This is a genomic window from Fictibacillus phosphorivorans (genome assembly GCF_001619875.1).
GTDB lineage: Bacteria > Bacillota > Bacilli > Bacillales > Fictibacillaceae > Fictibacillus > Fictibacillus phosphorivorans_B.
Map to the genome: position 1 here is coordinate 118,906 of NZ_LRFC01000038.1, position 25,956 is coordinate 144,861.

Below are 25,956 nucleotides of genomic sequence, written 5' to 3' on the forward strand. Positions count from 1 at the left end.
ACCATGATAAAGTACGAGAATTCGAAAGAGTCAGATTTAAAGGAGTTGAGCAAATGAAAGATTTACAATCGTTTGGCTGGTATGCAGCAAAAATCGCTCCAAAGCTGCCGAAAGAAGCCTTTAAACCAGTACCATCTCGTTTATGGGGTGGATTAGTCTACCTAGTGATCGCAATCGCCGGTATTTTAGTTATCGGGTTATTAAATAATTTACATCCTTGGCTCGGAATAGGAATCGCTGTAATCTTAGGAACTTGTTTCGCGGGCATGGGCTTTTTGGGACATGAAATCCTTCACGGAACGGTGATCCGCAAACCTTGGCTGCGTGACTTTTTAGGAGCAGTTGCCTTTTGGCCATTAAGCGTTGGACCGAAATTATGGCGCAAGTGGCACAACACAACACATCACGTTCATACACAGCATGACGGCAAAGATCCTGATGCTTGGCCAACTCTAGAAAACTTGTCACACAAACCATTTTTACAAAAAGTGTACAAGCTCCCAATGTGGATGCGTTCAATCGTTAGCTTTGCTTTCTTATCTGTATCGTTTACGCTGCATGGACTCTTCATGTTTAAACGATTTATTAAGGAGTTCAAACCGAGCAAACGCCCATCTGTTTGGATTCAGCTGTTGTTGCCGTGGGCGATGTGGCTTGGATTACTTGCATGGCTTGGGCCTGTTAAATGGTTCTTTGCGGTATTGTTGCCATTATTGATCGCAAATGCCATCGTAATGAGCTACATTTCTACGAATCATCGTTTGAACCCGATGACAGATGTAAACGATCCGTTAGCGAACAGCTTAACGGTTACCGTTCCAAAATGGGTGGATGTGATCCACTTTAATTTCTCTTACCACACGGAACATCATCTGTTTCCTGGTATGAGTCCAAAATATTATCCGCTCGTAAAAAAGCACATTAAGGAAATGTGGCCAGAGCGCTATCACGAAATGCCGCACTGGAAAGCACTCGTGGCGTTATGGAAAACACCGCATGTATACTTTAATCAGCACCAATTCGTCGATCCGGCACCGGGTAATCTTTATCCTTCGCTCGGGCATGGGATGAATGAAACGTTGGAGAAGAAGCGTGATCGCGATCCAATGAGCAGAAGAACATCGAAAAGCATCCATTAATTTGGGTGTTTTTTTTTGTGGAGCCATTGAAAAAGGGATTGGACAAATTAATTCTGAATTGGACAATTTATGTTGGAGATTGGACAGATTACGGGGCCAATCCGATAAATTAATGATTCAATTGGACAGATTATCACTTCAATCGGACAGATTCTCATTTTTGTTGCTCAATTAAGGAGCTTAAATCATATACTCTCCCCTTTGTAGTACCTGTATGGGGCAGCTTCAGAGATACTAAGAGCTTTGACGCTGCTGAAACGGAAGAAAGTTTCAGAAAATCGCGTGCTTGTTGGTTGGTTATAGTTGGTTGTATGAGAAGAGAGTAATCTTTAAGTGCTTTAATGTGGGAGGTCTTGCTAGAATGGGAACAATGAGGACAATTCCAAGTTCGATAGCCTTTTTTCATAGCGAAGGTCATACATCCCGTACACTGTACACCCTTAATAATTATATCTTTACTAATTTTATACCGCTCAAATACATCCACCTCACGTGGCGTGTGTTCTTTAATCAATCTTTTGGTGATCTTGTTCATCACATCCCTCGAAACTATCACACGCTGCTTATATTTTTTGTGAAACTCTCTGATTCGGTCTAGCAGCTGAACACTATGAATGATTTTCCTCGAAACACGACTCGTACGGTCATCTGTTCTCAGCACGGATTGGGAATGAGTCATAACAACTAATGTTTCAATCGGAACAGTGGGAAACTTATGTTTAGAAAGCCAGTTTTCAAGCTGATACTTTTGACGTTCGGCCTGTGCGATGGGGTCTTGGAAGGGTTCTTCTATACCATTTTTGGTGCGTAAAAGTTGATTGAAGGTATGATCGAAGAATAGATTTCCAGAGATGTTTTTCGCTTCGATGATTAAAATGTACTCGGGGTTTACAATAAGCGTGTCGATTTGAAAAAAAGTAGATTCATGGGGGATTCGAAGATCGTGTAGAACGTGGCATTCTTTCCTGTTCGGCAGCATGTTTAGAAAGTAGTTTATAGAGTCTTCACCGCGAAAGCCGGCCATCATCTTGCTAATCTCTGTTTCAAGACTCTGTTTAACAAGATCGTCATTTAATCGGTTCATCAAGAGTTGGAGTTTATTCATATAGATTGGCATAATTCTTACCTTTTTTATCATAGCATCACTCCTCATGTTAAAATTCTCCATTCATCGTAAAAAGTCCTTTAAAACGCTATAGGATTGATTAAAGGATTGGTAAAATAGAGAGTGAGTAATTTTGAAGGAGAATTGTCTATGAAAAAAGAAATCAACTGTGAAAGCTGCTTGATGCCGATTAAGGCGAGGGAAGAACTGCGCACGGTATGGGCATTTTTTAAGTTACGGCCGTATCATCGATCATGTTATGAAAATTCATTAAAAGGGGCTGCTCTTTTTGTAGGAAATCAGCCGGTAAACGGATTCCCTGGGAATTTTACAGCACTAGCTGCATTTGTCTTAGCATGGACTCCATTGTTCACCGACATTACACCTGCTTTATCAATCGTCGGTTCGCTGATCGTCCTTTTACGGTTATATTCTTTTTTACGATTTGAAAAACAGCTGCCACAATAAATAAACGTGCTCTCCATCTTTGGAAAGCACGTTTTTACTCGTTAAGCTTGAACGCGATAAACGCGAGCTTCGTATGGCTGAAGCGTGAAGCTCGTTACATCTTCATGAGCCGCAACATCTTTATTCGCTAATAGCAGATTTTGAGCGTTCAACGCAAGTGTAGATTCGAAAGCTGCAGCTTCCTTAGAAAGGTTCGTGATTACCACTACTTTTTCTTCACCTATCGTACGTGTGTAAGCGTAGATTTGCTTGTCATCTTCTAAGATCAAATCGTACGTTCCATATGTGAAAACTTCGTTGCTTTTCTTTAAAGCGATCATCTTTTTGTAGAAGTTCAGAACAGAATTTCCGTCTTGCTCTTGCTTCTCGACGTTAATCTCCGTGTAGTTTGGATTCACTTTCATCCAAGGTGTGCCGCTCGTGAAACCTGCGTTCTCTTCGCTGCTCCACTGCATCGGAGTACGGCTGTTATCACGAGACGATGACCAGATTACTGACATGATGTCTTCGTGTGAAACGCCTTCTTCACGCTTGATGCGGTAACGATTTTTGTCTGCCACATCATCATAGTCCTCGATTGAATCGAACTGTACGTTCGTCATACCGATTTCCTGACCTTGATAGATAAAAGGTGTTCCTTGCATCAAGAAGTACATCGCACCGAAGCTTGTTGCACTTTCAAACCAAAACTCCTCGTCGTTGCCCCAAGTGGAAACAACTCGAGGTTTGTCGTGGTTTTCGATGAACAATGCATTCCAGCCTTCTTTTTCAAGGCCTTTCTGCCAACGAGATAATACTTTTTTCAATTCAACGATATCTACCTCTGGATTTGTTTCTGCATCCCAAAGGCCAAGGTGTTCGAATTGGAAGATCATGTCCATCTTTCCGTTTTCTTTTCCTACCCAAAGATCGGCTTCATCAATTTTAACGCCGTTTGCTTCACCAACCGTCATTACATCGTAGTTCGCATATGTGCGGTCTTTGAACTCTTGTAAGAACGTGTGGATGCCTTTTTGGTTCATGTGCATGTCGAATGAAGAAACGTACTTTTCGTTTTTCGGATTCGGCATGTCAGGGAAACCTTCACGCTTTTTAATATGGCTGATCGCATCAATACGGAAACCGTCGATTCCTTTATCTAGCCACCAGTTGACCGTGTCATATAGAGCTTCACGCACTTCAGGATTCTCCCAGTTTACGTCTGGTTGCTTTGTTGAGAAAACATGCAGGTAATATTGATCTGTCTTTTCGTCATATTGCCATGCAGATCCTGAGAAGATGCTTTCCCAGTTGTTCGGTTCTTTACCGTCTTTACCGTCTCTCCAAATGTACCAATCACGTTTAGGATTGTCTTTAGAAGAACGAGACTCGATAAACCACTGGTGCTCATCACTTGTATGGTTCAGAACAAGGTCGATGATCAGCTTCATACCGCGCTTATGAACTTCTTCCATCAATAGATCGAAGTCTTCCATCGTTCCGAAGTCATCCATGATATCTTGATAGTCTGAAATGTCATACCCGTTATCGTCGTTAGGAGATTTGTACATCGGGCAGATCCAGATCACGTCGATGCCAAGGTCTTTAATGTAATCCAGACGCTGAATGATTCCTTTTAGATCCCCGATTCCATCTCCATTTGAGTCTTGGAAGCTGCGAGGGTAAATTTGATAGCCAACGGCTTCTTTCCACCAAACTTTTTCCATAATGTTACCTCCATGTTTTCTCTTAAACAACAGGGCAGGGGATACCGTTGAACGGCTCCCCATTGTCTGTTTGTTTTATTTATTATCTTTATAAAAATAAGGCTGCTTTCTGATCAGTTTATTTTTACTTCACTGAAAAAGTTGATTGTAGTGTAAGGTGCGAGACTCCTGGGGGATCAGCGGGACAGGTGAGACACCTAACAGCGCAGAGCGCTAGGTGGCTCACCGCACGCCCCCCGGAAAGCGAGCACCTGGAACGGAAATCAACCCCATTCAAGAGCAACTAAGCTTATAACGCAATCGTCACTGCAACACCTGCATGATCGGAAACAACTGGTGTTTCTTTTCCGTTAAAACGTACAGATGATTGAAGGACGTCAACGGGCTTGCTGCTTAAAATATAGTCAATCCTGCGGCCAGCTTCGTTGTCATCCCAGCCTGCAATCGATCCTATGATTGTCAGGCCGTCATCTTTTTCGGAAGCTAGTTCATATGTGTCGTAAAGGCATTTTTCTTTTACATAATCAAAGCCTTCACTACGGACGTTAGCATCGTTGTTCAAGTCACCCATGATAAAGGAAAGACCTTCTTCAGGAATGTACTGCATCAACCGATCGAACTGCCCTTTAAACGGTTCGACATCATCTTCCCACCAGCCAAAGTGACCGGAGAAAAATTGAATGTCTTGTCCCTCATAGGAAACAGAAGCTTTTACAATCTTACGCGTTTTCCAATTGTGCATATCTTGTAAGTCTGAAACAAAAAAGCTTTCATGAGATGTAATCGGGTGGCGGCTGATGATCGCCAATCCTTCTTCATACGTCACATAGCCGAAGTGTGCCATGTCCCATACGAAGTCATAATCTTCAACGCCAAGTTTCTTCAATAGCTCTAAAAGAACAAGGGCATAATTATCTTTTTTGATGTTGTCTTTTACGAGAGGAGCGTCGATCGACTGCATAACCTCTTGAAGTGCGATAACATCATAACGCTCACTCGCGATATCGCGAGCAAGCATCTCTAATTTTTCCATCTGGTTCTCTTCCTGCCAAGCATGAACGTTTAACGTTAATAGCTTCATGAATTACATCCCCAAACGATCTTGAATATCAGATTTTAAAACGTCCGCTTTTGGTCCGTAAATCGCTTGAACACCTTTATCTTTGATGATCAGCCCAAGTGCGCCGTTTTCTTTCCATTCTTTCTCCGTTGCAACACATGTTGTGTCTTTAACCGTTACACGAAGACGAGTCATACAAGCATCAACGTCTTCAATGTTGTCAGCTCCGCCTAAAAGGCCGATGATCGCTGAAGCTTGAGAGTTGTCAGAACCTGTTGCAGCTTCATTTTTAGCTGGTGCTGCATCGTTTTCAGTTGTTTCAATATAGTTTCCTGCACGACCTGGAGTAGGCAGGTTGAACTTTTTGATCAATACATAGAAAATCGAGAAGTTTAATCCAAAGAATACGATACATGTTAATGCAAAGTTGATTAAGTCACGTGTTAATCCTGCTTTTACAAGCAATGGTGTACGTGTAAGAAGCTCGATAAAACCGAATGCGTGAACACGTACATGGATAAGATCCGCTACCGCGAACGCAAGACCAGTCGTGATTGCGTACACGACATAAAGAAGTGGTGCAGCAAACATGAACATGAATTCGATCGGCTCTGTAACACCTGTTAAAAATACAGCTAGTGCTGCAGATATGAACATGGACTTATACTTTTTACGCTTGTCTTTATCAACGTTCATGTACATAGCAAGCGCAATTGCTACAAGTGATGCGGTTGAAAGGACAACTTGACCCATTTTAAAACGAGCAGGTACAACATCGTTTAAAAGTGCTTGATACGCTTTTGTATCTCCAGCAGCTAAGAAATTGTTAAGGTCGTTGATCCAAGCTAACCATAGTGGATCTTGTCCAGCTACAGAAGAACCTGCTCCTGAACCCGTCATGATTTGATAGGTTCCTCCAAGCTCCGTATAGTTGATCGGCACCGTTAACATGTGGTGAAGACCGAATGGCAATAATAGACGCTCTAACGTACCGAACACAAATGGTGCGATAACTGGAGCTGTATTACGAGATGTTGCGATCCATTTACCAAAGTCATTTAACAGTCCTTGAATAAACGGCCAAACCAATGCAAGAACGAGTGCTGTTACAACCGACCATAAGATAACTGCGAATGGTACAAAACGTTTTCCGTTAAAGAATGCTAGTGCATTTGGAAGCTTATTGTAGTTGTAATATTTGTTGAATAGTATCGCACCTAGGAAACCGGAAATGATACCGACGAAAACACCCATGTTAAGAGCAGGTGCTCCAAGAATTGATGTGAAATAGTCACCAACAACTAATTCAGAGCCAAATAGAGATTTAACTTTCGCTCCTTCTTCAAGCATCATAGCGCTGTTAACACCAAAAATGGCTCCAGTGATACGGTTGATCAGGATAAATGCAATGACTGCTGCAAAAGCACCGCCGGCACGTTCTTTAGCCCAAGATCCTCCGATCGCTACTGCGAATAAAATGTGCAGATTTGTAATGATTGCCCACCCGATGTCTTCCATTACACGGGCAATCGTTTGCACTAATGCCATGTCGCCACCAAACATAGCGATAACCTTACCTAGTGATATCATCAAACCAGCAGCTGGCATAACTGCTACTACGACTAGAAGCGCTTTACCAAGCTTTTGCCAGAAATCAAATGAAATGAGTTTTCCACGTTGTTTCAAAACGATTTCCTCCTTTAGTATATATCTTTTGTTGAATTTTTGAAATCGTATTCATCCGTTTGCAAAAAAATATGAATCGCTTACAAATTTGTATATGCATGTCGGTGCAATCGTTTGCATTAGTGATTGTAAAATAAAACGATTACATTTACAAGTTAATTTGTTTAAAAATAATATAAAAGTTTTTCCAGTAGTGTTTTTGGGGTTCTAATTTTGGATGCGGCAGCATAATGGTGGCCATCGTGCGTTAAAAAAGCATGTTTGTGCGCGCAATCTTGGAGGAAGCGCGCGCATATCTATTAACTCTGCGCGTAAAATGGACTCGACCGCGCGCAAAGAGCTTCTTGCTGCGCGCGTGTGTAATGAAAATAAAACGCGTACCGTAAAACGATTATGTGAGTAAAGAACTATGAACATTTTCTCATTTATATACAGAGGTAAAATATACAAAGGCTTTAGAAAACATGTGTGGAATAGGAATGATGTAATAAATTTGTAAAATTACAATTGAATAAATATTCATTATTAAGTATAATTATTTCGGAGTGAGGAAGGGGAGAAACAAATGAAAAAGAAAAAATGGATGGCTGGTGCGTTAAGTATAAGCTTACTCGCATCTATGCCTTATGCGGTAACAGCGGAAGCACCTCAAAAACAATGGACGAACGTTAATGCTTATGAAGAGGCTGATGGCAGCCCGTTCAACTCAGAGCATTATGATTTCGTAAAATACTCAAAAATAGGTGAGATTCTACAAGATTTTGAAAAACAAAGTAAGCGTGTGACCTTGGAGCAATCGGGCACATCTTCTGATGGTTATCCGATGTATGTTGTAACGATTTCAAATCCTGAAGATAAAGGGAAATATGGACATTACAAAAAGCTTCGCAGGCAGATGTTCAAAAATCCACAAAAAGCTCAAGATTGGATTGCTGAGAATCCAGATTTTAAGGTCCCAGTTATGATTAATGGATCCATTCATGGTACGGAATACATAGGGTCAGATGCGGTTCTTCAATTGATTGATCGCTTTGCCAATGATAATGATGCGGAGACGAAAGAGATTCTGAGTAGTAACATTCTCATCTTTAATGTAGTAGCGAACCCGGATGGCCGTGTAGATGGGACGCGCTTTAACGGAAACGGAATCGACTTAAACCGTGATTTTATTACACAGTCTCAAGAAGAAACGAAACAGACCGTTGATCTTATTACCGAATGGAATCCGATGGTCTTTCTTGATCTGCACGGATATGTGAACAGTTCTGACGGCAAACCTGGCCTTATCGAGCCATGTACACCGCCTCATAATCCGAACTATGAATATGACTTGTTCTCAAATTGGGCGTTGGATCAGGCAGAGGCGATGGAAGCTGAAATCGTTGGCAATAAAGCAAACTATGCATCTGATCATTATAAAAATATGACAGGAACGTATATCCCCCAACGTGATGACAGTGCGGGTTGGGACGATTATCCGCCAATTTTTACACCGATGTACGCGATGTATCACGGGGCATATGGATATACGCTTGAAGCACCGACAAACAGCTGGGACGGTGTAAGATGGGCAAATGACGCAGTTATGGGTGCTCTGAAGTTTGCAACGAATAACAAACAAGGTATGCTGACTGATCAAATTGAGATTTTCGAACGTGGCATCAATTTCGATCATCCGTATCATGAAGAAGGATTTTTCCCGAAAGCATACGTACTTCCGGTAAATGAAAAGGATCCGACTGTTACTGAAAAAGCAGTGAATCACCTTCTTGAAAACGATATTTCTGTAGAAAAAGCAACGAAAGCCTTCTCTGCAAATGGACAAACTTATCCGGCAGGGACATACATTGTGGACATGAGCCAAGCGAAGGCCGGCCTTGCGAATACGATGTTATGGGATGGGGAAGATATCACGAACGATACGCCTGCGATGTACGACATTTCTGCATGGAGTCTTCCAGAACTTTGGGGCTTTGAAGCAATTGAAGTTAAGGAAGAACTAAAAGTGAAAACAGCTCCTGTAAAAGAAGCAGACTATGCCGGCTCTATTTATGGTAAAGGTCCATATGTAATTTCAAATAGCTCTGTACAAGCTGTGAAATTGGTGAACGACTTAGTAAAAGCAGGAGAAAGTGTTTATAAAGGAAATGATGGACAGTTTTATGTAGAGACTTTATCGGCTTCGAATAAAACAATTGTAAAGAAATCAGGTATCTCAATGGAAACTGCGAAAATACCAGCACAAAAAGAAAAACTATCAACACTTAAAGTCGCAATCCTAAAAGATGGCGGCATGAATAAAGCACAAAGCCACGCGGGTACGAAACTGGCCCTTGAACGTCTAGGCTTTTCTGTAACGGAAGTAACACCAACTGAAGTTGCTGAAAAAGGACTTTCGCAGTTCGACGCGTTCCTTTACTCAGGAACGGATGCAATGCTGCAGTACGAACGATTAAGTGTTGGCAATAAGCCGTTTACAGTTGGAACGAAAGAAGCGTACGAAAAGTTTAAGACAAATGTACAAACGTTCATTAATAACGGCGGAAAATACATTGCAGTTGGTGCTGGAGGCGCAAGAGCAACAAGTCAGCTAGGATTAACGACTGTAAAAGTAAACACAGGCAGTGCGAACAGCAACGGGATCGTAAAAGTGAATTACAATGAAGATGAAGTAACAGCAGGTTATAACTCTGCTGACCTTGGTTTCGTTTACAGACCGGTATGGTTTACAGAGTTAGGCAATGCGAAATCTGTAGCAACGTTAGCTTCTGGCGACTTCTTTGTTGCTGGCCACTGGAAGGGTAATGAACAGGCTGCAGGACAAGCGGTGATCGTTGAAGAGGCAGGCAAAGATGTGACGCTGATCGGGATTGAAGCAGGTTTCCGTGATCACACGGATTACTTATTCCGTCTGTTATCCAATGCGCTTTATCAATAAAGAACCTTTCTAATTGACAACGTGTTAAGTGCTGCATTACTTTTATAAGGAAAGTTTACCCTGTTCAATAAAAAGACCTGAAGAGCATCGAGATGAATTCGTTTCCAGCTCTTTGGGCTTTCTTTGTATCAGAAAGTATGTATGTAGAAGATTGTTTTTGGGTTGTTTTTATGCATCATGGACAAGTTGATTGAAGTGTAAGATGCGAGACTCCTGTGGGACAGGCGGGCAGGTGAGACTCTTAAGAGTGAAACGTCCGAATGTGGCTCACCGCCTGCCCCGCGGAAAGCGAACATCTGAAACGGAAATCAACCACTTTCAAGAAACTTCACGAAAATGCCCAAATAAAACTGAAATGTTTTAAAGCTTTCGGACAGGTGTAAATTATAAAGGTAAGCAAACGGAAAGGTGAGTGAAAAAGAAATGTTCAATAAATTATTTGGAAAAAAAGAAGTAAAAAAAGAGGAGACGGTTATTGCTCCGTTAACTGGGAAAATCGTAAACATTGAAGAGGTGCCGGATCCGACTTTTGCTCAAAAGATGATGGGCGACGGTATTGCGATAGAACCAACTGAAGGCGTTGTGGTTTCACCTGTAGATGGAGAAATCGTTCAGTTCTTCCACACAAAGCATGCGATCGGGATTCAATCAGAAGCTGGAGCTGAAATTCTTATTCACGTTGGGTTAGAAACAGTGAGTATGAACGGTGAAGGCTTTGAAGGTCATGTTAATGTAGGGGACAAGGTGAAAGCAGGCGATAAGCTTTTAAGCTTTGACCTGGACCTGATCAAGGAAAAAGCGGCTAGCACTGTTACGCCTATTGTAATTACAAATGGTGATGCTGTTGAGTCTTTGGATAAGCGTGCCGCTTCTGAAGCAACAAAAGGTGAAACGTCATTATTGCAGATTAAAATGAAATAAGGGATGGGATCAGGCTAACCACGCCTGATTTTTTTCCATATGGAAAAAGGGGAGGCTATGATGAAAAAAGGAGTTATTTCTTTAGGAGAAGCACTTGTTGATTTTATTCCAACTGATGAAACGAATACCACCTACCAGAAAAGCCCTGGCGGTGCGCCCGCAAATGTGGCTGTAGGAGTAGCACGACTAGGATCGGCATCTACTTTTTTAGGAAAAGTAGGGGATGATGTTCTAGGTTCATTCATGATCGATACATTAAAGAGCTATGGTGTGAATGCCTTTCACGTTTACAAAACGGAAGAAGTAAGAACGGGTGCAGTTTTTGTGACATTAGGCGAGAAGGGCGAACGTTCTTTTGACTTTTACATCAATCCTAGTGCAGACCGCTACTTAGAAGAAAAAAATGTTCAGCCTAGTCTTTTTAAAGAGCATAAAATCCTCCATTTTGGATCTATTTCATTGATCGGGGAGCCTTCTAAGAGTGCTACTGAAAAGGCGGTCAGATTGGCTAAGGAAAACGGGATGTGGGTTTCATATGATCCTAACCTCAGACTCTCACTGTGGAAGACACCTGCGCATGCACGAGAAACAATCCTTTCAATGATGCAGCATGCAGACATTGTGAAGATCTCAGAAGAAGAATTAGAATTTATTACAGGATTAAAAAAGGTTGAGGAAGGTATTAAGGTGCTTCAGCAATATGAGATTCCACTGCTATTTATCACTCTTGGAGATGACGGCAGTTATGTAGTCACGAAAGAAGGCGGAGAGTACATTCCTGCTAAACGTGTTTCCGCTGTAGACACAACTGGAGCAGGCGACGCTTTTGTCTCAGGCATTCTTCATCGTTTGAATGAGTACGATGGCACGCTTGATGACCTCACACTGGATGAAGCGAGTGACATGGCCTTGTTCGGGAGTGTTTCAGGATCGCTTGCGGTTTCGGTAAAAGGTGCGATGACTGCACTGCCTACTTTAGAGCAAGTGGAGAAAGAGCTTGCACAAAACAAGCAATAAACGCATAGAATAAGAAAATATTTTGACTAATGTTTTTGTTTTTTGGTAATATTATTTTATTATAAAAGATGATATGCAGCTGTGAAGGATGAATAGTAGCTAATTGAACACTCTTTTTAGCGAGCTGGGGATGGTGAGAGCCCGGCAAGAGACATTAGTGAAACGGCAATCCGGAGTTGTTTTTTGAAAAGAGGATTCGTTTTTTTACATACGGATCAACTAGGGTGGAACCGCGGGAGATAACAACTCTCGTCCCTGGGCATAGCGCCTTGGGACGGGAGTTTTTTTATATGTTAAAAACAACCGATCCATAAGGCAAAATCCGAATGGGAGGAATAAAAATGTCAAAAAACATGGAAACCATCACAAATCATGCGAAACATCGCGGTTTTGTTTTTCCGGGATCTGAAATTTACGGAGGTTTGGCGAACACATGGGATTATGGTCCGCTTGGTGTTGAACTGAAGAACAACGTAAAAAAAGCTTGGTGGAAAAAGTTTGTTCAAGAATCTCCATATAACGTAGGTCTTGATGCGGCGATCCTGATGAACCCTCGTACGTGGGAAGCTTCTGGACACATCGGCAACTTCAACGACCCGATGATGGACTGTAAGAACTGTAAGGCGCGTCACCGTGCCGATAAATTAATTGAAGACGCAGCTGAACAAACAGGAAAAGAGATCATCGTTGACGGACTTCCTTTTGAAAAGATGGAAGAGCTCGTAAAAGAGTACAACATCGCTTGTCCTGAGTGTGGAAGTCATGACTTCACAAGCATCCGCCAGTTCAACCTCATGTTTAAAACATACCAAGGTGTAACGGAATCTAGCTCAAACGAGATCTACATGCGTCCAGAAACGGCTCAAGGGATCTTCGTTAACTTTAAAAATGTTCAGCGAACGATGCGTAAAAAGCTGCCGTTCGGTATCGCACAGATCGGTAAAAGTTTCCGTAACGAGATCACACCAGGTAACTTTACGTTCCGTACACGTGAGTTCGAACAAATGGAGCTTGAGTTCTTCTGTAAGCCAGGAACGGAGATCGAGTGGTTCAACTATTGGAAAGATACTGCTGAGAACTGGCTGAAGTCTCTTGGTATGACATCTGAAAACCTTCGTTTGCGCGACCATAACGAAGATGAGCTGTCTCATTACTCAAATGCGACGACTGACTTTGAATACAAGTTCCCGTTCGGCTGGGGCGAGCTTTGGGGTGTTGCATCCCGTACGGACTTCGATTTGAAGCGTCACATGGAATTCTCAGGTGAAGATTTCAACTACATCGACCAAGAAACGAACGAACGCTACATTCCGTATTGCATCGAGCCTTCTTTAGGTGCTGACCGTGTAACACTCGCATTCCTCATTGATGCGTATGAAGATGAGCAGCTTGAAGATGGTACTTCAAGAACCGTTATGCACTTGCATCCGGCACTTGCTCCTTATAAAGCAGCGATCCTGCCACTATCTAAGAAGCTTTCTGAAGAAGCAACAGAAGTGTTCAGCTCACTTGCGAAAGACTTCAATGTGGACTATGACGAAACTGGTTCAATCGGTAAACGTTACCGTCGTCAAGATGAAGTAGGTACACCTTTCTGTATCACATACGATTTTGATTCAAAAGAAGATGGCATGGTTACAGTCCGTGACCGTGACACGATGGAACAAACACGTGTGAAGATTGCTGATCTTAAGAGCTTTATTGAGTCTAAGGTTCAGTTTTAACTAAGGTTTTGATTCATTGTTGCTTTTGTGGGTGATTGATTTCCGTTTCAGGTGCTTCGCTTTCCGGGGGGCGTGCGGTGAGCCTCCTCTGCGCTTTGCGCACTTAGGAGTCTCACCTGTCCCGCTGATCCCCCAGGAGTCTCCCACCTTACACTCCAATCAACTTTTCAAGGAAGCTTCAAAGATCTAAAAGCTTACTAAAAAGCACACATTTGCTCCTTGCGATGTGTGCTTCTGTTTTTTCTGTGGCGTTTATTCTACAATAGAGTGTGAGAGATTAATTCATAGCCCATGGGCTTTTATTGGAGGTATATACATGAACGAAGGACGTATTCAAAAGGTACAGAATTGGTTGAAGCAAGAAGGGCATACTTTCGCGTTCATTCATACGACGGCAAACGTGTTCTACCTATCAGGATTATATTCTGATCCGCATGAGCGTGTATTAGGTGTGACTGTACTTGCAGAAGGAGAGCCATTTATGATCTGTCCGGGTATGGAGCGTTCGCAAGCTAAAGACGCAGGTTGGACATATGAGATCGTAGGATACAGCGACTCTGAAAATCCTTGGGCGAAAGTTCAGGAAGCATTAGCTAGCCGCGGTGTTACGTCTGCGTCATCTGTTGCGGTTGAAAAAGAAACACTTCCGTACGCGCGTGGTGAGAAGCTTCTTGGTATGTTTGATGGTGCTGTTTTAGTTGGAGCGGAAGAACTGTTGAACGAGCTTCGTCTTATAAAAGAAGAGAGCGAGTTAAAGACGTTGCGTGAAGCAGCTAGACTTGCAGACTATGGAGTCGAGGTTGGAGTTGCAGCGCTTCGTGAGGGCGTAACGGAGATGGAAGTACTCGCGAAGATCGAATACGAACTGAAGCAAAAAGGGATCAGCGCAATGTCGTTTTCTACAATGGTGCTTTTCGGTGAAAAAGCGGGACAGCCTCACGGGAAGCCAGGTCTTAGAAAGCTTCAGCATGGCGACTTCGTATTGTTTGATCTAGGTGTTGTGCTAGATGGCTATTGCTCAGACATCACGCGTACTGTAGCGTTTGGCGATCTGGATGAAAAGCGCCGTGAGATTTACGATACGGTGCTGGCGGCTCAATTAAAGGCATTAGAAGCATCTAAGCCAGGAACTCGTATCGGTGACCTTGACGTGATTGCGCGCAACCACATCACGGAAGCAGGATATGGGGACAACTTCCCGCATCGTATCGGACATGGTCTGGGAATTGATGTTCACGAATTCCCGTCCATGAGTGATAACAACGACGGCGTGCTGCGAGAAGGTATGACATATACGATCGAACCAGGCATCTATATTGATGATATCGGCGGCGTGCGTATTGAAGATGACGTGTATGTAACAGCAGATGGGTACGAAACGTTAACGAAATACCCGAAAGAGCTGCAGATTATTAAATAATTTAAGAAAATGATGAAGGATGACTCGTTTGAGAGTCATCCTTTCCTCTTTTATGGGCCAAAGATTGGCCATAAAGACTCTTAGAAGGGGTGTGAAGGATCTCAATCCAAAAGTTTTGCTCCTGAATCCACGAAAAACAGGGTTCAATCCAAAAGTTTAGGTCATGAATCCAAAAGTTTTAGGGATTTATCCACGAGTATACATTTTTAGACATATATCGACAAAGAAAAACTTAGAAAAAGAGCAGATCCCATTTCTGCTCTTTAAAAGTTTTTTAATTATAGGGGCAGCACATAAAACATCATCAGAAAATGCATTACACTGCCGGCTAGCACAAACAGGTGCCAGACCGCGTGGTGAAAGGGAAAACTGCGCCATACATAAAAGATGCTGCCCAGTGTATATATGATTCCGCCCGCTACTAAGAGTTGAATCCCTGCTGGCGGCATGTTTGCTGTGATGTCTTGAAAAGCAAATGTGATCAGCCATCCCATCGCGACATAGCCTAATGTTGATAGCACCACAAACTTTTTCGTGAAGAAGACTTTAAATACTACACCAGAGATCGCAAGTCCCCAAACGACGCCAAACAGTGTCCAGCCGAGTGCGCCACCCACGACGATCAATACGATCGGCGTGTATGTGCCGGCAATAAACAGATAGATGGCGGCGTGGTCCATAATTTCAAATAGATCTTTAACCCGTCCTTTAGGAAAAGCGTGCACGAGGGTGGAAGCTGTATAAAGAGCAAGCATCGTTCCTCCGAATACCGCGAAGCTAACAATATGAACCGCTGTTCCTTTCCATACCGCAAATACGAGCAGTATAGAAGTAACCGCAACACTAAGGAGGACACCGAGTCCGTGTGTAATGGCGTTTGCTATCTCTTCGCGTTTTGAAAATACATGTGTACCCATTCCGATCACCTTCCTTTACGTTATGGTAAGTATATCAGAAAACGGTATGCTTTAACCAATTAAAGAATATAAGATTTTGTAAAAAAGAAGGATTGTATTCTAACAGGATTGAAATAGGTAAGATTATAGACTTTATAGATAAAGAGAGGGTCATGAATATGGAGGTAACACGCTATTCATCCATTCCTGCTTTTTACGCGGATGTGGAGTCTTTCTTATTGAGTCAGGAAGACCGAGCGGGAATCATGCTTGGCAACAGTCTGCGCTTTAAAGACAAAGTATGGGAAGAAGAACAGCCTTTCTTGGCAACGGTAAAAAAAGATGGGGAAATTGTACTTGCAGCGATGCTCATTCCGCCCTATGCTTTGCTTCTTCTCGAAAAAGATGAAGCAGAAGGGCTGGCGGCTGTCCCGCATTTAATTCAATACTTAATAAAAGAAGATTATGCCATTCATAAGATTATGTCACCAAAAGCGGTCGGAAAAGCATTCAGTAAAGAGTGGACGACAGCACATCAATTGGAAGAAAAAGTACTGATGGATCTTCGACTGTATACGCTGCAGTCTGTCATACAGCCGGCGGCACGTCCAGGGAAATTAAGAAAAGCAACACAGACTGACTTAACGTTCTTGCCTCAATGGATCTTAGAGATGACAGAAGAAACGAACCAGCTTATGACATTTGCTGAAGCAGAAGAGTATGCGAAGGATCGAGTAGAAAGTGAATTCCTTTTTATATGGGAAGAAGATGGCCGTCCTGTTTCTATGGCTGCAAAAACACGTCCGAACATTAAGGGGGTTTCTGTTAATCTCGTATATACACCACGTGACTTAAGAGGCAGAGGGTACGCAAGTGCATGTGTGGCCATGTTAAGCAAATACCTCCTAAATGAAGGTTTTGAGTTCTGCACACTGTATACGGATCTCGCTAACCCGACTTCTAATAAAATCTATCAAAATATCGGGTATCAGCCAGTATCCGATTTTATCGAGTTAAAGTTTAATCAAAAAAGTACAGAATCTCCAGTCTGATTACCGGCAGACTCTGTCTCTTTTACTAAGATAATAAGTTATGTATCTTTTTGCGCCTGCTAAAGTGCCTTCAGGAAGTTTGTCTGGTGCAAAGTAACGAAAGTCGAACGATTCGTCTTCATCAATTGACAGTTCACCCGAAACAGAACTTGCCGTATAAACCGCAGTCACAGCATATAATTCATCACCATTTGGCGTCTTTAGATAGTGATCTTCACCTGAATAATCGTGAAGCTGGGTTAAACCGTCTATATCGAGCCCAGTTTCTTCTTTTACCTCACGAACAGCGGTTTCTTCAAAGCTCTCACCAAGTTCCATCAAACCGCCTGGCAGCCCCCAGCCACCATCTTTTCGGTGCTGCAGCAGAATTTCTTCTCTATCATTTTTAATGATAACAACTGACCCTGGTAAGATGAGCGGTGCACTTCCTACATATTTGCGAAGATCTTCATAATAAGCCATCGTATCGCTCCTTTCTAACCAACATTTTACAGAAAATAGGTTAATAATTCATCTAAAAGTGGAACAATGATAAAAGAATGATTGAGGGGAGTTTTTGAATGGAAGCTTTTGCAAGGCCTCGTGTGGTTGTGAGTAAATGTCTAGAATTCGACGCATGCCGATACAATGGTGATGTGATTTATAATGATGTGATCAAAAAATTAATGAATTATGTTGATTTTGTTCCTGTATGTCCAGAGGTGGAGATCGGGCTCGGGACACCAAGAGAAACCATTCGTATCGTTAAAAAAGGGGAAGATCATTTGCTTCTTCAGCCTTCCACTCAACGAGATGTAACGAACGAGATGAAAATGTTCTCAGATGGTTATTTATCTAAAATCATTGATACGGATGGATTTATTTTAAAAACGCGTTCACCTTCTTGTGGTTTAAAAGAAGTGAAAGTGTATGCTTCAACAGAAAAAGGACCAGCGATCGGTCATTCGAGCGGATTATTCGGAGGAAAAGTAGCCGAGCTTTTTTCGCACTTAGCGATTGAAGAAGAAGGGCGGTTAAATAACTTTACGATCCGAGACCGTTTTTATACTAAGCTATTTACACTTGCCGCGTTTCGAAACATCCTTCCACAAGGAATAAATGCGTTAAAAGAATTTCATAATAAAAATCAGTTTCTTTTTATGGCGTATAGCAATCCGACATTAAAAGTGATGAACCGTATCTTAAAAAATGAGCAAGAGAATGGGGAGGAACGAACCATTCAATTGTATGCGAAGGCGATGAATAAACTGTTTAACCGTGCGGCAAGAAGTGATTCAAACCGAAAAGTCGCGTATGAAATTTTTAAGCGGTATGAAGATAGGCTATCTCAAGGAGAGGTCGCTTTTTTTGAACAGCTTCTTCAAAAGTACGCAGACAAAAAAGAGCCCTTCTCGAGTGTTGCTACGATTTTGAAATCACACGCCATCCGATTTGAAGACAGCGAAGTGTTAGCACAAACCTTTTTTGCGCCGTATCCTGAGATTCTGCTGGAGATCTCAGATTCAGGTAAGGGAAGAGACTATTAGAACAAGCCAATAGAGTGCTGGAATGGTAAGGAAGGAAAGAATCGTACTTAATGCTACACCTGCAGCGGCAAATGAGGCATCTTTACCATATCTCTCTGCATACATCGAGATGGTTGGAGCGGAAGGCATGCCTGCGGTCAGAACAGCAACAGCGAATAGTTGAAAAGGCAACGAAAAAAGAGCAAATGGCAATAACAGAACGGGAAAGAAGACCAGCTTATAGAAACTAGCTAGCCATAATGACTTGTTGGCGCAATAGCTTTTCAGTTTCTCAATCGGCATGTTCCCTAGAAGAACACCGATCAGCAGCATGGAAAGAGGAACAGTGGGCTTTCCTGTCATTTCAAGTGTGCTGGACAGAACGGCTGGCAGCGTTCCTGGCAGCAGCATGAGAACAAAGCCGATGAATGTGGCTGTTACACCAGCGTTTAAGAACACTTTGCGCCATTGAACTGTTTCAGAGTTTCTGGCAAAGAGATAGATGGCGTACGTCCAAATGACTAATAAATAAACAAAGTTAAAAAGAGTTGCGATAAACACCCCTTCTTTTCCAAACAATAAAAAACTGACAGCTATGCCTAGAAAGCCTTGGTTTCCAAAAATCATGATGCCTTCTAAGGCATTTTTTTGTTTATTTGGAGACCTCAATTTCTTTACCGTCCACCATGAAATGATTGAGGACAAGGTCAGAACAAACACCGACATAACGGAAAGCCAGGCGAACTGTTTCATATTTTCAAAGGAAAAAGGGACGTCCATGCCAAATAAAATAAGAGCAGGAAGCGTGACATTCAAGATAAGAGCAGTTATTGTTTTTTCACTTCCAAGCGGTAAGATCTCCTTTTTACGAAGGATATAACCTAATAACGCAATGCTGTACAATAGGGTTAACTCCTGAATAAAGGGACCAAAATGGTTCATCTATCATCCCCTCCTTACTAAAAGGGTATGGTTTGCTGGTGAATTGGGTGAAAGTGATTTATGCGATGCTTTGTGTTCGTGGACATAGTTGATTTCTGTTTGTTGGTTTAAGAGGAGATTTGTTAACTGGGCTTTAAAAAAGCTGAAGTGAATTGTCAAAGAATTTACATACATATGAACGTAAGATTTTTGCTCCTTTAACAAAAGATACATGTATAAAACTAAAGGAGTGAAAATCATGAAAAAATTCATACCGTTAGCCCTAGCTTTTTCTGTTTTAACGAGCGGCGTTGTTACGGTTTCTGCTGCAAACCAAGAAAAGGTACAGGTAGAAGCGCGGGATAAAGGTCACCATTTTAGACATATGAAAAAGTTTGAAGAGCAGGTTCATAAAGCAAATGCTCTAAAAATCGAGCGGTTAGAGATTCAGAAGGAAATTCTTCAAAAGAAAGATAAACTATTCACACAGCATATAAAAGCTGAAGAAAAGGGAACGCAAGAAAAAAGGACAGGAAACAAAGCAAATTGGCAGGATATGAAAAAAATTCATCAAGAATTAAGAGCTTTGCAAAGAGAAGCGCATGAAACAAAAAAGGCGATGCATGAAGCGATGAAGGCCGATAACGAGAAGCTTGCTTTAGAGAAGATGAATCAGTGGCTAAGCATCAATGAAAAAATCAACAGCAAGCTAGGTGAAAAATCAGCTAAGCTGGATGAGGCTTTGGCGAAGTATAAGTAATTTTTAAAAGTGTTGAGACAAAAGTTGCCTCAACACTTTTTTATGAGTTACTTCGCTTTATGCAATGGTGGGTAATCGGGATAATCAGTTATGATACCATCTACACCAGCATCTAAAAGTGGTTGAACTTCCTCTTGTTTCCGAACGGTCCAAGCCATGATCCCCATGTTGCGTTCATGAACTTCATCTACGATAGAGGAATTCACAAGGGTTCTGCTAGGATTCACAAATTCCGCATATGAAGCGAATTCATTTAGCTTTGCTTCGCTTAAGTCTGTTGCACGGGACGTTAGAACGCCTACAGGTACTTTAGGCAAAAGCTTGTCCATTCGCTGCATAGAATCAAACTCAAAAGATTGAACAATGATTTTATGATGAGCAGGAAGATGCATGTTTCGTTGCTTTATAGCTGCTGCCACTTTTTCTTCAATACCAGGATAATAATACGTTGCTTTTAATTCGATAAGAATACCCGTTTTTCCACGAAACTCATCAAGAACTTCTTCAAAAGTAGGGACTTTTTCTCCTGTAAATTCTTCTCCAAAGTAGCTCCCAGCATCTAGTTGACGTATTTCATCAAGCGTACGGTCTTTTACATATCCTGTTCCGTTCGTTGTACGGTCTAATGTAAAGTCGTGGATAACAACTAGCTCGCCATCTTTTGATTCTTGCACATCAATTTCAATATAATCAGCTTTCATTTCAACACCTTTATGAAAGGCTGCCATCGTATTCTCTGGTGCATATCCTGCTGCACCGCGATGGGCAACTGTTTGAACTTGATCGGATGGCTCATAAGCAAGCGTTGTCGTCGTAAACATTGAACCTACAATCCCCAAGTGATAGTATTGATGCAACTGCCGCTTTTTTAACATGCATGTCCTTCATCCCCTCTGTCATTGTTTGATCGAGAACTTACTTGCCTCATGCAACAAGCAAGCTCACAAACATTATGCTAACAAAGGAAAATAAGGAAAGAATGGTCAAAAGCTCCTGAGTATTTTAAAGAAAAAAAGGTCTTTATAAGGGGATATCTTAATAAAAAGCTCTTCTGTAAAGGGAGTGTGAATGAAGTGTCACCACTGTAAAAATGTAAAAAACCAGGCGTGATTAAACGCCTGGTTTTTGAGTCTCTTCTGGGTGTTTGAAGCTTCTTGCAATATAGATAAAAGGTGTAGAAGCAGCAGAAACAACAAACTTAATCACATATGTCGTGAAGAAGATCTGGATCCAGATATCCCATGAAAACACGCCAGCAAATGCAATCATACAAAAGATAAACGTGTCGATCAGCTGACTTACCATCGTACTTCCGTTGTTACGAATCCAAAGCTGATCAGGACGGGAAAACTTTTCCTTCAACTTTGCAAACAGTTTAACGTCAAGATACTGACTGATCAGGTATGCAGCTAGACTTCCGATTACTAGTCGTGGCATAAAGCCAAAGATAGCTTCAAGATGCGGCTGGAAGATATCACTTTCATGTGGTTGAAAAACGAGCACCATCTGCATGATGATCGTCGTCATGATGAGTGTGAAGAACCCAAACCATACCGCTTTTTTCGCTTCTTTTTCCCCGTACTTTTCGTTGATTAAGTCTGTCGCTAAATAGATGGTGCCGTAAATGACGTTACCAAGTGTCATCACAAGACCGAACATCTCAATGGTTTTAACGACTTGTAAATTAGCGAGAATCGTTGCTGCGGCAATCCAGGCAAATAAACCAGTCTTTCCAAACCACTTATAGCACGTTAGGAACAATATAAAATTAACAAGTGCAAAAGCTACACCAAAATAAAAATTAAACATAAAATTACCTCCTAGTTTTGATAACGCGGGAGTTTTCGAACCGCGAAAAACTTTTAACACAACAGTTCACAATTATAAGTCAGTTTTTGTAATTAAGCAATAAACCCTATAAATATATGATCTCTATGCAGTTTACTTTCTCATTCTTTGTGAAATACATAGTGTATGTGGATTTTTGATATTGAAAGTGGTTGATTTCCGTTCCAGGTGCTCGCTTTCCGCGGGGCAGGCGGTGAGCCACATTTGTAGGTTTTACTTTTAAGTGTCTCACCTGTCTAGTTGCAGTGGCTAGCCCCTCGAGGTCAAAAGTTGAACGGCTAAGAAGGCTAGTGCGCCTTCCTTACCCATTCACCTTTTGCTTGTCGGGGCTTAACGAGCCACTTCCACTTTTCGGGCTGCCAGCCTGTCCCGCAGGAGTCTCGCACCTTCCACTCCAATCAACTCACACCGAAGAAATACATATGTGGTCTGAAAGCAACCATCACTTAGAAGAAACTAAAAGATAAAGCACACTAAGGAGCAGGTGAATGATTACTTTTGATAATGTTTCTAAAGAATATCCAGATGGGACGGCTGCTGTTCGTGATTTAAACCTCACGATACAACCAGGGGAATTTTTTGTTGTTATTGGTCCGAGCGGATGTGGGAAAACGACGATGCTTAAGATGATCAATCGGCTTATTCGTCTTACAAAAGGCACGATCCTCATCGATAACAAGAGAATCAGTGATTACAAGATTGATGAGTTACGCTGGAACATCGGGTATGTTCTTCAGCAGATTGCTCTTTTTCCTCATATGACAATCTTGGAAAACATCAGCATCGTTCCCGAGTTGAAAGGCTGGGACAAAGAAAAAATTGGTAGAAGAGTGGACGAGCTTTTAGAAATGGTCGGCTTAGATCCTAAAACCTATCGAGATCGCAAACCTAAGGAGCTTTCCGGGGGACAGCAGCAGCGAGTAGGTGTCGTTCGTGCATTAGCTGCGGATCCTGACATCATTCTTATGGATGAGCCTTTTAGTGCACTGGACCCGATAAGCAGGGAAAAGCTGCAGGAAGATCTTTTTACCTTACAAAGAAATATTAAAAAGACCATTGTTTTTGTGACCCATGATATGAAAGAAGCGATAAAGCTTGGAGATCGAATTTGTGTGATGAATGAAGGCTCTATCGTACAAGTCGGAACGCCCAAAGACCTGCTCGAAAACCCTGCCGATGATTTTGTAAGAAATTTTGTAGGCACGGATCGTGTGAGTTCTGTTGAAAAAATGGATCTTACTAAGCTTGTAAGACCATTGAACGCTGAAGAGATCGGATTGGATTATCAATTACATAGCATCTCAGTAAAAACGAGTATAAAAGAGGCGCTTGAAATCTTAACTCACGAAGATGAAGTGACTGTTGAGGATCAAGGTGCGATCATAGGAAAAGTTAACAGACAGGCTGTTATTCAATATCTTGCAGATCATTTGCAGGAAAGGGGTAACAGAGATGACTAGTTTTTTGCAAGTTTTTCAAGACAGAAAAGGTGAACTCGCAAGTGCCCTAGTAGAGCATATTCAGATTTCATTTATCGCTCTACTTTTTGCCGTTGTTATTTCGATACCCCTCGGAATCTATTTAACGAAAAAACCAAAGGCAGCTGAACCGATTATTGGAGTGACTGCTGTGCTGCAGACGATTCCTTCACTTGCTCTTCTAGGGCTCTTGATTCCACTATTCGGAATTGGGAAGGTGCCAGCGATTATCGCTCTTGTTGTATACGCGCTTCTGCCCATCTTAAGAAATACATATACAGGGATCAAAGAAGTCGATTCGTCCCTGATTGAAGCGGCGCGAGCAATGGGGATGAACAGCAGGAAGAGGCTGATGAAGGTTGAGCTTCCTTTAGCCATGCCTGTTATTATGGCCGGAATTCGAACCGCCATGGTCCTGATCATTGGTACAGCTACGCTGGCTGCTTTAATCGGCGCAGGTGGATTGGGCGATATTATCTTGCTTGGTATTGACCGCAATAATACGATGCTGATCGTGCTGGGAGCTGTTCCAGCTGCACTCTTAGCTATTTTATTCGATTTTTTGCTAAGAAGATTTGAGCTTTTATCTTTTAAGCGAGCACTAACAATCGTCAGTTCATTTTTGATAGCGGCTTTACTAATCATTCTTGTTCCTTTTGCTATGAAAGGCGGACAAGAGGATATTGTTATTGGCAGTAAACTAGGATCTGAGCCTGAGATCCTGATCAATATGTACAAGCTCTTGATTGAGGAAGAGACCGATTTAAATGTTGAACTAAAGCCAGGACTCGGTAAAACGTCCTTTGTGTTTAATGCGTTAAAATCAGGAAGTATTGATATCTATCCAGAATTTACGGGTACTGCAATCGCCGAATTTTTAAAAGAAAGCGCAACAAGTACAGATAGCGAAAAAGTATATGAACAAGCCAGAAAAGGAATGGAAGCCAAGTTTGATATGCAGCTACTGAGCCCAATGAAATATAACAATACGTATGCGCTTGCTGTTCCGCAACAAGCGGCAAAGCAATACAACTTAAAAACCATTTCTGATTTAAAGAGCGTCAGTCAAAGTTTGAATGCAGGGTTTACTTTGGAGTTTTCTGATCGGGAAGATGGCTACAAAGGAATCCAAAAGCTGTACAATATTCAGTTTGCAAACGTCAGAACGATGGAACCGAAACTAAGATATAACGCGGTGAAAAAGGGAGAAATTGATGTGGTGGATGCCTACTCAACAGACAGCGAGCTGCGTCAATATAACTTAGTCGTTTTAGAAGATGATAAGAAGCTTTTCCCGCCATATCAAGGGGCACCAATGCTGCGTAAAGAAACGGTAGAAAAGCATCCAGAGTTGAAGAAAGCATTAAACAAATTGGCTGGGAAAATTACGGATGATGAAATGCGTGAGATGAATTATAAGGTGAATGTTGAAGGAATGTCGCCTGTGGAAGTGGCTAAAGAATTCTTAGAGAAGGAAGGGCTGCATTAACCTTCACTTAACAAGCTTTCTCTAATATTTCGACAAAAATTTCCCGGAAAATAATAAACCATCCATAGCAGTTTTGGACTGCATGGATGGTTTTCGTTTAGAAATCTACTTTAAACGTAAGTGGATCAGCTATCTTCTTTTTCTTATCATTAAGGACTTCACTGGAAGTTATCGTTACGTTTTTGATTTTTTCTGGATCTGTCTCATCAATGATAAAGCCGAGGCTGCCGACTTTCTCTTCACCGGGCTTTAATTCGCCATTTAGTTTTTCTAAATAGAAGTCATCCTCCCACGTTACTGTTTCTCCTTGATCAGTTTTAATTTCTGATACAGGGTTGAAATGAACGTTTTCTTTACCGTTATTTTTAATTCTTACGTTAACACGAACATAAGGGAATTTGTCTTTTTCGGTATAACCATGGAAGAAATCAATCAGATCAAGAGAAGGTGCGTAATCAAGCACTTTTACTTCTGCAATCGTTAGCGAGATCAAATCTGATTTTTGTTCTTCACCGGGTTTTGCGTATTTTTTTAGTGTGACGGTTCCATCAGGATCTTCTACTGTTTTGTTAATTTCTGTAAGCTCTGTATCATCAGAAGCCTGGGAACTGTCGTTAAACGAGAGTTCATCTTCATTCTTTGAAGGGGTTTCTTGTTTTTGTTCATTCTGCTGTGTTACGTTTTTCTTTTCTTGTTTTTCAGTATCCGTTGAACAGCCAGTAAAAATGACAGCTGTTAATCCAAGTAAGATCCAGCGTTTGAAAGCCATAAAGGTACCTCCTAAAAGATAAGCACCCCGCTAAAAAACGGGATGCTTTTTTTG

General features: G+C 41.8%; 22 protein-coding genes. 12 read left to right on the forward strand and 10 right to left on the reverse strand.

Annotation, left to right across the window (positions count from 1 at the left end; translation table 11 throughout):
* Positions 1 to 53: 53 nt before the first annotated feature.
* Complete coding sequence (locus tag AWM68_RS16660; RefSeq protein ID WP_066244425.1) at positions 54 to 1,139, forward strand: fatty acid desaturase family protein; 1,086 nt, start codon at positions 54 to 56, stop codon at positions 1,137 to 1,139.
* Between the two features lie 154 nt (positions 1,140 to 1,293).
* Here the strand turns inward: AWM68_RS16660 and AWM68_RS16665 are convergent, their stop codons facing one another.
* Positions 1,294 to 2,277 (reverse strand): nuclease-related domain-containing protein, encoded by a 984-nt coding sequence (locus AWM68_RS16665; RefSeq protein ID WP_197468196.1) that lies wholly within the window; start codon positions 2,275 to 2,277, stop codon positions 1,294 to 1,296.
* A gap of 117 nt (positions 2,278 to 2,394) precedes the next feature.
* Between AWM68_RS16665 and AWM68_RS16670 the strand changes: the two genes are divergently transcribed.
* Complete coding sequence (locus tag AWM68_RS16670; protein WP_066244430.1) at positions 2,395 to 2,712, forward strand: hypothetical protein; 318 nt, start codon at positions 2,395 to 2,397, stop codon at positions 2,710 to 2,712.
* A gap of 41 nt (positions 2,713 to 2,753) precedes the next feature.
* Here AWM68_RS16670 and AWM68_RS16675 read toward each other — a convergent pair whose 3' ends face one another.
* The 3 genes from AWM68_RS16675 to AWM68_RS16685 form a co-directional block, all read right to left on the reverse strand.
* Positions 2,754 to 4,418, reverse strand: a complete 1,665-nt coding sequence (locus AWM68_RS16675; protein WP_066244433.1) for a glycoside hydrolase family 13 protein — start codon at positions 4,416 to 4,418, stop codon at positions 2,754 to 2,756.
* 289 nt (positions 4,419 to 4,707) lie between these two features.
* Positions 4,708 to 5,499, reverse strand: coding sequence for an endonuclease/exonuclease/phosphatase family protein (locus tag AWM68_RS16680; RefSeq protein WP_066244436.1), 792 nt, complete (start codon positions 5,497 to 5,499; stop codon positions 4,708 to 4,710).
* A 3-nt stretch (positions 5,500 to 5,502) separates the two neighbouring features.
* A complete protein-coding gene (locus AWM68_RS16685) occupies positions 5,503 to 7,164 on the reverse strand; it encodes a PTS transporter subunit IIBC (protein ID WP_066244439.1) in 1,662 nt (553 codons plus the stop codon).
* Between the two features lie 565 nt (positions 7,165 to 7,729).
* Here AWM68_RS16685 and AWM68_RS16690 point away from each other — a divergent pair.
* The 5 genes from AWM68_RS16690 (at position 7,730) to AWM68_RS16710 (ending at position 15,184) form a co-directional block, all read left to right on the forward strand.
* Positions 7,730 to 10,102 (forward strand): M14 family zinc carboxypeptidase, encoded by a 2,373-nt coding sequence (locus tag AWM68_RS16690; protein WP_066244441.1) that lies wholly within the window; start codon positions 7,730 to 7,732, stop codon positions 10,100 to 10,102.
* Positions 10,103 to 10,525: 423 nt separating this feature from the next.
* Positions 10,526 to 11,023 carry a PTS sugar transporter subunit IIA gene (locus AWM68_RS16695; protein WP_066244443.1) on the forward strand — a complete coding sequence of 166 codons (498 nt, stop codon included), beginning with the start codon at positions 10,526 to 10,528 and terminating at the stop codon, positions 11,021 to 11,023.
* A 60-nt stretch (positions 11,024 to 11,083) separates the two neighbouring features.
* On the forward strand, positions 11,084 to 12,040 hold the full coding sequence (locus tag AWM68_RS16700; RefSeq protein ID WP_066244445.1) for an aminoimidazole riboside kinase: 957 nt from the start codon (positions 11,084 to 11,086) through the stop codon (positions 12,038 to 12,040).
* Between the two features lie 341 nt (positions 12,041 to 12,381).
* On the forward strand, positions 12,382 to 13,764 hold the full coding sequence (locus tag AWM68_RS16705; RefSeq protein ID WP_066244448.1) for a glycine--tRNA ligase: 1,383 nt from the start codon (positions 12,382 to 12,384) through the stop codon (positions 13,762 to 13,764).
* Between the two features lie 316 nt (positions 13,765 to 14,080).
* Positions 14,081 to 15,184, forward strand: coding sequence for a M24 family metallopeptidase (locus AWM68_RS16710; RefSeq protein ID WP_066244451.1), 1,104 nt, complete (start codon positions 14,081 to 14,083; stop codon positions 15,182 to 15,184).
* A 278-nt stretch (positions 15,185 to 15,462) separates the two neighbouring features.
* Here AWM68_RS16710 and trhA read toward each other — a convergent pair whose 3' ends face one another.
* Positions 15,463 to 16,101 carry a PAQR family membrane homeostasis protein TrhA gene (trhA, locus tag AWM68_RS16715; RefSeq protein WP_066244454.1) on the reverse strand — a complete coding sequence of 213 codons (639 nt, stop codon included), beginning with the start codon at positions 16,099 to 16,101 and terminating at the stop codon, positions 15,463 to 15,465.
* A gap of 158 nt (positions 16,102 to 16,259) precedes the next feature.
* Here trhA and AWM68_RS16720 point away from each other — a divergent pair, with 158 nt between their 5' ends.
* Positions 16,260 to 17,132 carry a GNAT family N-acetyltransferase gene (locus AWM68_RS16720; RefSeq protein ID WP_066244458.1) on the forward strand — a complete coding sequence of 291 codons (873 nt, stop codon included), beginning with the start codon at positions 16,260 to 16,262 and terminating at the stop codon, positions 17,130 to 17,132.
* Here the strand turns inward: AWM68_RS16720 and AWM68_RS16725 are convergent, their stop codons facing one another.
* Entirely contained in the window at positions 17,133 to 17,594 is a 462-nt protein-coding gene (locus AWM68_RS16725) for an NUDIX hydrolase (RefSeq protein ID WP_066244461.1), read from the reverse strand.
* Between the two features lie 98 nt (positions 17,595 to 17,692).
* On the opposite strand from AWM68_RS16725, the gene AWM68_RS16730 reads away from it, so the two are divergent.
* Positions 17,693 to 18,658 (forward strand): YbgA family protein, encoded by a 966-nt coding sequence (locus AWM68_RS16730; protein WP_066244464.1) that lies wholly within the window; start codon positions 17,693 to 17,695, stop codon positions 18,656 to 18,658.
* Here the strand turns inward: AWM68_RS16730 and AWM68_RS16735 are convergent.
* The gene (locus AWM68_RS16735) at positions 18,635 to 19,579 is read right to left on the reverse strand and encodes an AEC family transporter (protein ID WP_066244467.1); all 945 of its coding nucleotides are present in this window, start codon (positions 19,577 to 19,579) and stop codon (positions 18,635 to 18,637) included. The two genes, AWM68_RS16730 and AWM68_RS16735, sit on opposite strands and share 24 nt — an antisense overlap.
* A 238-nt stretch (positions 19,580 to 19,817) precedes the next feature.
* On the opposite strand from AWM68_RS16735, the gene AWM68_RS16740 reads away from it, so the two are divergent.
* Complete coding sequence (locus AWM68_RS16740) at positions 19,818 to 20,318, forward strand: hypothetical protein (protein ID WP_066244470.1); 501 nt, start codon at positions 19,818 to 19,820, stop codon at positions 20,316 to 20,318.
* A gap of 47 nt (positions 20,319 to 20,365) precedes the next feature.
* On the opposite strand, the gene AWM68_RS16745 is transcribed toward AWM68_RS16740, so the two are convergent.
* Together AWM68_RS16745 and AWM68_RS16750 are read right to left on the reverse strand one after the other, a co-directional pair.
* Entirely contained in the window at positions 20,366 to 21,193 is an 828-nt protein-coding gene (locus AWM68_RS16745) for a glycerophosphodiester phosphodiesterase (RefSeq protein ID WP_066244474.1), read from the reverse strand.
* Positions 21,194 to 21,428: 235 nt separating this feature from the next.
* Positions 21,429 to 22,127: a queuosine precursor transporter gene (locus tag AWM68_RS16750; RefSeq protein WP_066244476.1), complete on the reverse strand. Its 699-nt coding sequence runs from the start codon at positions 22,125 to 22,127 to the stop codon at positions 21,429 to 21,431.
* Between the two features lie 527 nt (positions 22,128 to 22,654).
* On the opposite strand from AWM68_RS16750, the gene AWM68_RS16755 reads away from it, so the two are divergent.
* Both AWM68_RS16755 and opuFB read left to right on the forward strand, forming a co-directional pair.
* Positions 22,655 to 23,626 (forward strand): ABC transporter ATP-binding protein, encoded by a 972-nt coding sequence (locus AWM68_RS16755; RefSeq protein WP_066244479.1) that lies wholly within the window; start codon positions 22,655 to 22,657, stop codon positions 23,624 to 23,626.
* The gene (gene opuFB / locus AWM68_RS16760) at positions 23,619 to 25,133 is read left to right on the forward strand and encodes an osmoprotectant update ABC transporter permease/substrate-binding subunit OpuFB (protein ID WP_066244481.1); all 1,515 of its coding nucleotides are present in this window, start codon (positions 23,619 to 23,621) and stop codon (positions 25,131 to 25,133) included. Before AWM68_RS16755 ends, opuFB begins: the two co-directional genes overlap by 8 nt.
* A gap of 97 nt (positions 25,134 to 25,230) precedes the next feature.
* On the opposite strand, the gene AWM68_RS16765 is transcribed toward opuFB, so the two are convergent.
* Positions 25,231 to 25,902, reverse strand: coding sequence for a DUF4352 domain-containing protein (locus tag AWM68_RS16765; protein WP_066244484.1), 672 nt, complete (start codon positions 25,900 to 25,902; stop codon positions 25,231 to 25,233).
* Positions 25,903 to 25,956 lie beyond the last annotated feature (54 nt).

Coding starts and splice junctions, on each gene's coding strand:
- AWM68_RS16740 (WP_066244470.1), top strand. CDS start 19,818: ATGAAAAAATTCATACCGTTAGCCCTAGCTTTTTCTGTTTTAACGAGC.
- AWM68_RS16660 (WP_066244425.1), top strand. CDS start 54: ATGAAAGATTTACAATCGTTTGGCTGGTATGCAGCAAAAATCGCTCCA.
- AWM68_RS16730 (WP_066244464.1), top strand. CDS start 17,693: ATGGAAGCTTTTGCAAGGCCTCGTGTGGTTGTGAGTAAATGTCTAGAA.
- AWM68_RS16695 (WP_066244443.1), top strand. CDS start 10,526: ATGTTCAATAAATTATTTGGAAAAAAAGAAGTAAAAAAAGAGGAGACG.
- AWM68_RS16680 (WP_066244436.1), bottom strand. CDS start 5,499: ATGAAGCTATTAACGTTAAACGTTCATGCTTGGCAGGAAGAGAACCAG.
- AWM68_RS16765 (WP_066244484.1), bottom strand. CDS start 25,902: ATGGCTTTCAAACGCTGGATCTTACTTGGATTAACAGCTGTCATTTTT.
- AWM68_RS16675 (WP_066244433.1), bottom strand. CDS start 4,418: ATGGAAAAAGTTTGGTGGAAAGAAGCCGTTGGCTATCAAATTTACCCT.
- AWM68_RS16745 (WP_066244474.1), bottom strand. CDS start 21,193: ATGTTAAAAAAGCGGCAGTTGCATCAATACTATCACTTGGGGATTGTA.
- AWM68_RS16700 (WP_066244445.1), top strand. CDS start 11,084: ATGAAAAAAGGAGTTATTTCTTTAGGAGAAGCACTTGTTGATTTTATT.
- AWM68_RS16735 (WP_066244467.1), bottom strand. CDS start 19,579: ATGAACCATTTTGGTCCCTTTATTCAGGAGTTAACCCTATTGTACAGC.
- AWM68_RS16755 (WP_066244479.1), top strand. CDS start 22,655: ATGATTACTTTTGATAATGTTTCTAAAGAATATCCAGATGGGACGGCT.
- AWM68_RS16690 (WP_066244441.1), top strand. CDS start 7,730: ATGAAAAAGAAAAAATGGATGGCTGGTGCGTTAAGTATAAGCTTACTC.
- AWM68_RS16750 (WP_066244476.1), bottom strand. CDS start 22,127: ATGTTTAATTTTTATTTTGGTGTAGCTTTTGCACTTGTTAATTTTATA.
- AWM68_RS16710 (WP_066244451.1), top strand. CDS start 14,081: ATGAACGAAGGACGTATTCAAAAGGTACAGAATTGGTTGAAGCAAGAA.
- AWM68_RS16665 (WP_197468196.1), bottom strand. CDS start 2,277: ATGATAAAAAAGGTAAGAATTATGCCAATCTATATGAATAAACTCCAA.
- AWM68_RS16725 (WP_066244461.1), bottom strand. CDS start 17,594: ATGGCTTATTATGAAGATCTTCGCAAATATGTAGGAAGTGCACCGCTC.
- AWM68_RS16670 (WP_066244430.1), top strand. CDS start 2,395: ATGAAAAAAGAAATCAACTGTGAAAGCTGCTTGATGCCGATTAAGGCG.
- opuFB (WP_066244481.1), top strand. CDS start 23,619: ATGACTAGTTTTTTGCAAGTTTTTCAAGACAGAAAAGGTGAACTCGCA.
- AWM68_RS16720 (WP_066244458.1), top strand. CDS start 16,260: ATGGAGGTAACACGCTATTCATCCATTCCTGCTTTTTACGCGGATGTG.
- trhA (WP_066244454.1), bottom strand. CDS start 16,101: ATGGGTACACATGTATTTTCAAAACGCGAAGAGATAGCAAACGCCATT.
- AWM68_RS16705 (WP_066244448.1), top strand. CDS start 12,382: ATGTCAAAAAACATGGAAACCATCACAAATCATGCGAAACATCGCGGT.